This window comes from Streptomyces sp. NPDC058758 (genome assembly GCF_042746075.1).
Taxonomy (GTDB): Bacteria; Actinomycetota; Actinomycetes; order Streptomycetales; family Streptomycetaceae; genus Streptomyces.
The window spans coordinates 307,509-313,556 of record NZ_JBHYPS010000006.1 but is presented as its reverse complement, the minus strand read 5'-3'; the positions used below and the strand labels follow the sequence as shown (position 1 = coordinate 313,556).

General features: G+C 71.3%; 4 protein-coding genes and 2 pseudogenes. 3 read left to right on the top strand and 3 right to left on the bottom strand.

Features of this window, described 5'->3' with window-relative positions; genetic code table 11:
- Positions 1 to 498 precede the first annotated feature (498 nt).
- Positions 499 to 899: pseudogene (locus ACFW6A_RS11315) on the top strand (transposase family protein); the annotation flags it as partial.
- 304 nt (positions 900 to 1,203) lie between these two features.
- Here ACFW6A_RS11315 and ACFW6A_RS11310 read toward each other — a convergent pair.
- The 3 genes and pseudogenes from ACFW6A_RS11310 to ACFW6A_RS11300 all read right to left on the bottom strand — a co-directional run.
- Positions 1,204 to 1,358 (bottom strand): annotated as a pseudogene (locus ACFW6A_RS11310) (MBL fold metallo-hydrolase); the annotation flags it as partial.
- Between the two features lie 55 nt (positions 1,359 to 1,413).
- Positions 1,414 to 2,484: a hypothetical protein gene (locus ACFW6A_RS11305; RefSeq protein WP_386639994.1), complete on the bottom strand. Its 1,071-nt coding sequence runs from the start codon at positions 2,482 to 2,484 to the stop codon at positions 1,414 to 1,416.
- Positions 2,485 to 2,779: 295 nt separating this feature from the next.
- Complete coding sequence (locus ACFW6A_RS11300; protein ID WP_351855354.1) at positions 2,780 to 4,021, bottom strand: MBL fold metallo-hydrolase; 1,242 nt, start codon at positions 4,019 to 4,021, stop codon at positions 2,780 to 2,782.
- A 169-nt stretch (positions 4,022 to 4,190) separates the two neighbouring features.
- Here ACFW6A_RS11300 and ACFW6A_RS11295 point away from each other — a divergent pair, with 169 nt between their 5' ends.
- Together ACFW6A_RS11295 and ACFW6A_RS11290 are read left to right on the top strand one after the other, a co-directional pair.
- The gene (locus tag ACFW6A_RS11295; RefSeq protein ID WP_351855356.1) at positions 4,191 to 5,369 is read left to right on the top strand and encodes a Glu/Leu/Phe/Val dehydrogenase dimerization domain-containing protein; all 1,179 of its coding nucleotides are present in this window, start codon (positions 4,191 to 4,193) and stop codon (positions 5,367 to 5,369) included.
- 58 nt (positions 5,370 to 5,427) lie between these two features.
- A complete protein-coding gene (locus tag ACFW6A_RS11290; RefSeq protein ID WP_351855359.1) occupies positions 5,428 to 6,033 on the top strand; it encodes a TetR/AcrR family transcriptional regulator in 606 nt (201 codons plus the stop codon).
- The last annotated feature ends 15 nt before the right edge of the window (positions 6,034 to 6,048 follow it).

The window sequence follows — 6,048 nt, the reverse complement described above, 5'->3', positions numbered from 1 at the left end:
CGAGATACGAGCCGACCTCCACCTCGGACTGCTCCAACTCGCCTGCAGCATCATCTGCTTGCGACGCCTCCGAACCTCATTCTGAAATGATCAGTAAGTGTGTCAAGGAGGATCGCAAGCCTTTCATGGCGGTCGTCCTTCGGGACAGCCGAGGATCGCAACATGATCGGCATCACCAACGCCGGCGTTAGCCACACCGATTGCGGTCGTCCTTCAGGGCGGTCGAGAGTCGCAACTATGGGATGGTCACGTCTTGGCCTATGGGCTGGGAAGCAGTAATCGCCTTTGGGGTAACGCAGGATCGCAACCACGTCGTGGCTGGCCCCATCATGGAGAAGCTCACGTAGCGGTCGCCCTTCGGGGCGGCCGAGGATCGTAACGGCATCATGTACACACGGGCGGCGCTCGACGATCGACTCAATAACCGTCCGTAACGTACGTAGAACCTCTTTCAGCATGGAACGCAGGGGTGAACTGGGCTGGTCACGCGGGACCCAGCAAAGCCACTCGTCGCACGGCATGAACGTGCAAGGTCATCACACGCCCCGACGGCACATCGCTCTGGTTGTCCCGGACGACACCGGGCCACACCCATGTCCTGACTGCCGCGTGGGCCCACGGCACCATGCGCTTGTCTCACCCGGCAGATCCTCGTCCCGTGCACCGCGCCTACCAGGGTGCCGGCGCCACATTCCGCCCCCCTACTACTGCCACCGCGAACAGCCCGAGCATTGCCACCAGTCAACCGCGGCCACGCCCGACTCAGGGAACCCGGCGAACGCGCATTTGCACAGCTGAAGTCCTGGCGGCTGCTCCGCCGAGCTCGATGCTCCACCCGCCGCATCGGCACCATTGTCCAGGCCATCCATACCCTGCCGGCTTGCAGCTGTTCAGGATGAAAACGGCTCATTGACTTTGGCCTACTCACGTCCCTTGCTGCTCTCGAGGAGACCGAAAATCCTGCTGCCACAGCCAAGATGATCGCCAGCGCGCCCGCTCTCTCAGCTGCCCATGATGCGTGTTCGGACGACAACTGGGGGCTCTCTAGCGTCGGCAAGGGCCTGAACTGCTGGGCACCTTTCGAACCACTCGCGGCGAGGCGCACCGTCCAGCGCACGCACCAAGCAGTCGCGCTCCTCCACCCGGGAGACGAGCCAGTAGGCGCATGATCCCATCGAGGTCATCCTCGCTCGCCGTCACCGACCCCCCAAGGTCGAGATCACGCTTGGGGACTTCGGCAGGAGCCTCGACCGGTTGGGGCCTACGCCGCGGGTGAGCGATCGGATGGGACACAGCCCGCCACCACGGCTTCTCTGGCAGCTTCCCCGAGGCTCGAACGGCTCGCCCGGACGCGGGAACCCTCCCCGGCCCCGGTAGACAACTTCGATGCGCAAGCGGGCCGAGGCCGGTCGCTCAGAGCGAGAAGGTCCAGGGGTCGTCGTACGGTTCAGGCTTTTCGGGGTGGATCATGCAGCGGATACAGCGCGAGAGTCCCGGTTCACCGGTTCCGGCGGCGGCGTACATCCACGGCAGGGTGTCCATGGCGTGCGCGCGTTCTTCTGTGGCGAAGGTGTCGATGGTCTGGTGCAGGTCCTCGAGTGCGGGTTCGTCCGTGAGGCAGAGCCAGCCGATTGCCGCGGCCAGGCGGACTTCGGGGGCCTCTGTCCGGTCTTGCCACCCCTCGCGGAACCACGAGATGGCCGGCGGCTGTACGTGAGCTCGGGCGGTCTCGGCGACGGCGAGGAGCAGGGCGGCGCGGACCATGGCGTCATGCTCGGTGGCGAACCTGGTGGCAAGGGCGGTTCGGACCATGTGGTCGGGGTCGGCGGCGGTGGCCAGAGCGTATGCGGCGTCGATACGGATGGTGGGATCGGAGTCGTTGAGAAGCGGCAGGAGTACGGGTGTTCCGGCGGTGATCGCGGCTCGGGCGGCGGCCACCGACCAGCCTGCCGGGTAGCCGGTCACCTCGACGCCGTAGTCGTCATAGTCGCCGGGGGCGTGGCGCCGAGGATCGTTGCGGTGGAGCAGGAGTTCATTGCGGGAGGCGACGCCGAAGTGCCGAGCTCGGGCCGGACCGGAAAGCACGGCGAGGGCAGCGGCACGGTGTGCGTGATGGGCATCGGCGGCGATGGGGATCAGGAACGGTACGGCGAGCGCGGCGGCGGCCCGGCTATCGTTGGCACACAGGCCCCCCAGCACGCCCGTCGCGTGGCTAGCGGGGTCCTCGCCGGCGCACAGCAGGTGAACGGCCTCCCGGGCGTCGTCGCCATGAGGGAAGTTCCCCCACGGGACGGCGTCGAGGAGCAACGTGCTGTGGGCACCAGACTGGATGCCGGCCACCACCGCCCGCACATCGAACGCGCCACCCGCGAACGACGCCAGATCTGCTCCGTCCACCAGCGCTCGGCACATCGCGAACGTCGGATCGGTCCGCCAATCCCTCACATCACACCCCCACCATCGAATCCCCAGAGACTCGATCATGCCTTGCCCGACCGCCTCCGCCGGTCGACTGCGGGAAGGGGCACATCCCGACACCCACGAACCGCCAAGCATCCAGAAGATCCGTACGAAACTGCAGCGCAGCGACCGACGATGCGCGTTCGGACCACAACTCGGGACGGCCCCTGCGAGGTCGGCAAGGGTCTGAACTGTTGGACGACGGCCGCCTGCTCTCTGCGAGGTTCCCCGTCCAACGCCCGCAGCACACGGTCGCGCCCCTCAGACGGCAGACGCTCCAGCATCCGCGCGACCTCGGCAAGGTCGTCCCCGACCGACGTCACCGCTCGCCCGCGAGGTCGAGATCTTCGCTCCGCGGCTCCGCAGCGACCTCGGCAGGCCGGGGCCGGCGCCACGGCTGCGCGATCGAATGGGACACAGCTCGCCACCACGGCTCCTCGGGCAGCTTCCCGGCAGGCTCGAAGGGCTCACCGGGATGGGGGAACGCCACCGCCTGGCCGACTTCCTCGCACTCGTACTTCGTCCACTCCCCCGGCTCCGCCCACGGGTGCGGAGCCAGGTTGAACGTGCCCCAGTGGATCGGCAGCATCACACCGACCGGAGCACCTCCCTGCAGGTCAAGGTGCGCCTGCACCCCCTGCGCGGGCGACATGTGAATGTCTGGCCACGCCCCAGGCATCGGCGTATAGTCCGTGTGGTTCTTGGGCCAGAACTCGGAGTAGGCCCCGATCTGGATCATGGTCACGTCGAAGGGGCCGTGGGCCGCGCCGATGTCCGCGAAGCCCCGGAAGTAGCCGGTGTCGCCGCTGTGGAAGACCCGGTGGCGGGGGCCCCGGACCGACCAGGAGGCCCAGAGGGTGTGCTGCTGGTTGCGGATGGCGCGGCCGCAGAAGTGGCGGGCCGGGGTGGCGGTGAGGGTGAGGTCGCCGATCTCGGTGGACTCGTGCCAGTCCAGCTCGCGCAGCCGGGAGGCCGGGACGCCCCAGTGCTCCAGGTGGGCACCGACGCCCAGCGGGACGGCGAAGAGGGTGTCGGTGGAGGCCAGCGCCTTGATCGTCGGCAGGTCGAGGTGGTCGTAGTGGTCGTGGGAGATCACGACGACGTCGACCGGGCCGAGCGCGGCAAGCGGCGCGGGCGCCGGGTGCAGCCGCTTGGGGCCGGCGAAGGAGAAGGGCGAGCAGCGCTCTCCCCAGACCGGGTCGAAGAGGATCCGTACGCCGTCCACCTCAGCGAGCACGCTGGAGTGGCCCAGCCAGGTGATCCGCAGGCCGGTGGCGGCGGGGCGGGCGAGGTCGGCCACGGTCGTCGGGTGGACGGGGACCAGTCCGGCCGGGGCCCGGCGGGCGCGCGCCTCCTTCTCGAAGTAGGTCCTCATCAGGTCCGCCGTGGAACCGGAGGGGCCGCGGCGGGCCTCCTCGGGGTTCTGGAAGACGCCGTCGGCGAAGTGCGGCGAGCGGCGGATGCGGGCCAGCCGCTCCCCCGTGGGCTCGGCGCCGAAGGACTCGGGCCGCAGGGCGCGCAGCCGGGCCCGCAGCGAACGGTCGGAGCCGGTACCGGTCACAGGGTCCTCCTGATCTGTGGGGTCGTTCCATTATGGGCGGCCGGACGGGGGACCGTCCCGCCCTCCTCCCCCGCCCTCCTCCCCCGTCCTCTTCGTCCCGTTCTCTTCGCCCTCCCTCCCGGTCGGTCATACTGAACCGACGTTCAGTAACCCGCCCCGGAGGAGCCCCATGACCGCCGCCCCGCTGCTCTCCCTCGCCTGGACCGACCACGTCACCGGCCGCCGCGGCCATCTGGTCGTCGACCGGCTGGTCAGGGGCGTGGCGAGTGGCGGGCTGCGGATGCGCGAGGGGTGCACCGCCGAGGAGGTCGCCGGACTCGCCCGCGGGATGACCATGAAGGAGGCCCTGCACTACGACCCGTCCGCGCGGTACGTGCCGCTGGGCGGTGCCAAGGGCGGCATCGACTGCGATCCGCGCTCCCCCGAGGCGTACGGCGTCCTGGTCCGCTACCTGCGGGCGATGCGGCCGTATGTGGAGCGGTTCTGGACCACCGGGGAGGACCTGGGGCTCACCCAGGAGACGGTGGACCGGGCGGTGGCCGAGGCCGGGCTCGTCTCCTCGGTGCAGGCCGTCTTCCCGCTCCTGGAGGACGAGGCGGCGGCCCGGAAGCGGCTCGCGGACGCCTTCGTCGTCCGGGTCGACGGGATCGGCCTGGACGCCCTGGTCGGCGGCCTCGGCGTGGCGGAGTCGGTGCTGGTCGCGCTGGACCGCGCCGGGCGGCCCCGCGCGGGCACCCGGGTCTCCGTGCAGGGCTTCGGCACCATGGGCGCGGCCACCGCCCGCTTCCTCGCCCGGGCCGGCCTGACGGTGGTGGCGGTGGCCGACGTGCGCGGCACGGTCGTGAACCCGGACGGGCTCGACGTGGAGGCGCTGATCGCCGCCCGGGACGGGCACGGCACGGTGGACCGGGCGGCGCTGCGCCCCGGCGACCGGGAGGAGCCCGGGGACGCCTGGCTCTCCGCCGGCGCGGAGGTGCTCGTGCCGGCCGCCGTCTCGTACGCGATCGACGCCGCGAACCAGGGGCGGATCACGGCCCGCTGGATCGCCGAGGCCGCGAACATGCCGGTGCTCCCCGAGGCCGAGGCGGCCCTCGCGGCGCGCGGGGTGACGGTGCTGCCGGACGTGGTGGTCAACTCCTGCACCAACGCCTGGTGGTGGTGGACCCTCTTCGGCGACGTCGAGGCCGACGCCGACCAGGCCTTCGCGCGGGTGCGCGGCGCGATGCGGGACCTCGTGGGCGCGGTGCTCGACCGGGCGGAGGCCGACGGCGTGCTCCCCCGCGCGGCGGCGCACGCCCTGGTGGCGGAGCGGCTGCCGGTGATCGCCGAGCGGTACGGCTGGTACTGACGGGCCCCCGGTCCGCCGGTGATCATGACCGCGCCCGGCGCTGTGTAGGCTGCACGGCGTGGCGAGAGTGCGGTTGAGCGTGGCCGAGCGGCGCGAGGAGCTGCTGCGGGCCGCCGTCGGCCAGATCGAGGCCCGGGGCGCCGCCGCCGTCCGGATCGCCGACGTGGCCGCCGCCCTCGGGGTGAGCAACGCGCTGGTGCTCTACCACTTCTCCACCAAGGAACAGCTGGTCGCGGCGGCCTTCGCGCACGCCGCCGAGGGCGACCTCGCGCAGTTGCGCCGGATCCTCGGGCGCCGCTCGACGGCGGTGCGGCGGCTGCGCGCCGCCGTCCGCTGGTACGCCCCCACCGGTCAGGCCAAGGGCTGGCGGCTGTGGATCGAGGCGTGGGCGGCCGGGCTGCGCGACCCCGGGCTGCGGCGGGTCGCCGCCTCGCTCGACCGGGAGTGGAAGGCGGCGCTCACCGCCGTGATCGACGAGGGGGTCGCCGCCGGCGAGTTCCCCTGCCCGGACCCGGCCGGCGCCGCCTGGCGGCTCACCGCCTATCTGGACGGCCTCGCCGTCCAGACCACGGTGTACGCCGGCGGTCTCTCCCGGAAGGCGATGCTCCAGTGGGCGGACGCCGCCCTCGACCGCGAACTGGGCCTCCCGCCGCCCGGCCCCTGACCCCGACCGCCTGCC